Source organism: Sandarakinorhabdus sp. (genome assembly GCF_031422795.1).
Classification (GTDB): Bacteria; Pseudomonadota; Alphaproteobacteria; order Sphingomonadales; family Sphingomonadaceae; genus Sandarakinorhabdus.
On record NZ_JANPML010000268.1, the window covers coordinates 1 to 1,693 of the forward strand.

Consider the following 1,693-nt stretch of genomic DNA (forward strand, 5'->3'; position numbering starts at 1 on the left):
ATCACCGCAGAAAAGCCCGCCAGCAACGGCGGCTGAATCACTTTGGGGGATTGGGCCATGAAGCGGATGATGATGCTGGCGCTGCTGCTGGTCGGCAGCGCGGTGAACGCGCAAACTGCGACCACCCCACCCCGCCCAGTGTGGACGGTGGAGACGCTGCCCCAGCCCGCGCCGTTGACGGCCGAAACCAACCAGCAGCCCAACCCCTACCGCAGCGAACTGGGTTTCCTGAAACTGCCGGCTGGCCGCGTGATGGGCTCGACCAGTGCCGTCGCAGTCGACAGCAAGGGCCATATCTGGGTGGCGGAACGCTGCGGCGCCAACAATTGCGGCAGCAGCACCCTCGATCCGATCATGGAATTCGATGCGGCCGGCAATTTCATCAAGGCGTTCGGCGGCGGGCTGACGGTGTTTCCGCACGGTTTCTTCATCGATGCACAGGACAATGTCTGGCTCACTGATGCCCGCGCGATTGCAGGCTAGGGCGCGACGGTGCTGAAATTCTCGCCCGACGGCAAAGTGCTGCTGACGCTGGGCAAGCCCGGCGTGCAGGGCCAGGGCAGCGACCTGTTCACCGAACCCAACGCCGTGATCGTCGCAAAGAACGGCGATATCTTCGTCGCCGATGGCCATGAGGCTGATCGCGGCGTCGCCCGCATCCTGAAATACGACAAGACCGGCAAGTTCCTGTTGCAATGGGGCCAGCCCGGCAAGGGCAGGCAAGATCTGGAAGTGCCGCACACGCTGGCGATGGACAGCAAGGGCGTGCTCTATGTTGGCGATCGCTGGAACAACCGCGTGCAGGTCTACACGCAAAGGGGCAAATTGCTGAAAAGCTGGACGCAGTTCGGCCGGCCATCGGGCCTGTTCATCGATCAGAACGACATCCTCTACAGCGGCGACAGCGAAAGCCGCTCACCCGTAGGCTATGGCTACAACCCCGGCTGGCAGCGCGGCATCCGCATCGGCAGCGTGAAGGACGGCAAGGTCACCGCCTTCATCCCCGATCCGGAGCCCGCCCCCGATGCCGGCGCCACCAGCGGCGCCGAAGGCATCTGGGTGGACAAGGCCGGCGTCATCTATGGCGCGCAGGTCAAGGAACGCACGGTCGCGCGGCATATCCGCACCAAATGACGCCAAGCCGGCTTGAAAAGCCGGAACAGAGGGCCTCCGGCGGGCAGGCCTGAGGCCTGCACCCATTTGTTTGGCCGCCCTCTATGCCCAATTTCCTCGCCAGATGCACGCCAACGAAAGTGGGTCCAGGGCCTCAGGCCCTGGCCGCCGGAGGCACTCTTGGCCCGTTCTTTTTCAAAACTCCTGCGGCGGGATGACGGCCGCACGCGCTCGCGGCAATCGGACGGTGATTTCCGACAGCGGACGGGCTATGGCCAGCGCCATGATCGTCACCCGCTTCGCTCCTTCGCCCACTGGCCGGCTCCACGCCGGCAATATCCGCACTGCGCTGGTCAACTGGCTGCTCGCCCGTTCGGCCAAGGATTCTGGCGGCGGCCGCTTTGTGCTGCGGCTGGATGATACTGATCTGGCGCGCTCCACCGCGGAATCGGCCCAGTCGATTCGGGACGATCTCGCCTGGCTGGGCCTGACGCCCGATATGGAGGTCAAGCAGTCTGACCGGTTCGACCGCTATGAGGCGGCGCTGACCATACTGGCGAATGCTGGCCGGGCTTACCCC

Annotated in this window: 3 protein-coding genes; all 3 read left to right on the forward strand. The window is 64.6% G+C overall.

What is annotated here, in order from left to right:
* The first annotated feature begins 57 nt into the window (after positions 1 to 57).
* Positions 58 to 483 carry a hypothetical protein gene (locus RMO81_RS09640; RefSeq protein ID WP_310475631.1) on the forward strand — a complete coding sequence of 142 codons (426 nt, stop codon included), beginning with the start codon at positions 58 to 60 and terminating at the stop codon, positions 481 to 483.
* A 9-nt stretch (positions 484 to 492) separates the two neighbouring features.
* Positions 493 to 1,134 (forward strand): hypothetical protein, encoded by a 642-nt coding sequence (locus tag RMO81_RS09645; protein WP_310475632.1) that lies wholly within the window; start codon positions 493 to 495, stop codon positions 1,132 to 1,134.
* A gap of 262 nt (positions 1,135 to 1,396) precedes the next feature.
* Positions 1,397 to 1,693, forward strand: a 297-nt coding sequence (locus tag RMO81_RS09650; RefSeq protein ID WP_310475633.1) for a glutamate--tRNA ligase family protein, incomplete at its 3' end; no start/stop codon positions are given.